This window comes from Achromobacter sp. 1011811831, from assembly GCF_059760905.1.
In genome coordinates, this window is the sequence record NZ_JCBANG010000236.1 from 1 (window position 1) to 317 (window position 317).

Annotated in this window: 1 protein-coding gene; it reads left to right on the forward strand. The window is 77.9% G+C overall.

Annotated features, from left to right (window positions below):
- On the forward strand, window positions 1-317 hold a 317-nt coding region (locus tag AC6LJ9_RS30770), incomplete at both ends, for a hypothetical protein (RefSeq protein ID WP_498150474.1).

The window sequence follows — 317 nt, forward strand, 5'->3', positions numbered from 1 at the left end:
CGCTGTCCAAGGCGGGCGAGGCGCCGGCCATCGTGCTGCGCGAGGGCGCGGCGCTGGACGTGAGCGGCCGCTGGGTGGACCTGCAAGGCAAGGGCGTGGCCTCGCCGTGGCTGGGCCGGCTCGACGGTGGCCGCGTGACGCTGGACTCGCCGCATGGCATCGCGGTGGCGGCGGGCTCGCTGATCGATGCGTCCTCGGGCGGCGCGGTGCTGCACAAGGGCGAGACGCGCGCGGGCAAGGGCGGCGACGTCACGCTGCGGGCGGGCGCGCCGGAAGTGGAAGGCGCCACGGGCGCGCTGGCGCTGGCGGGGCAGCTG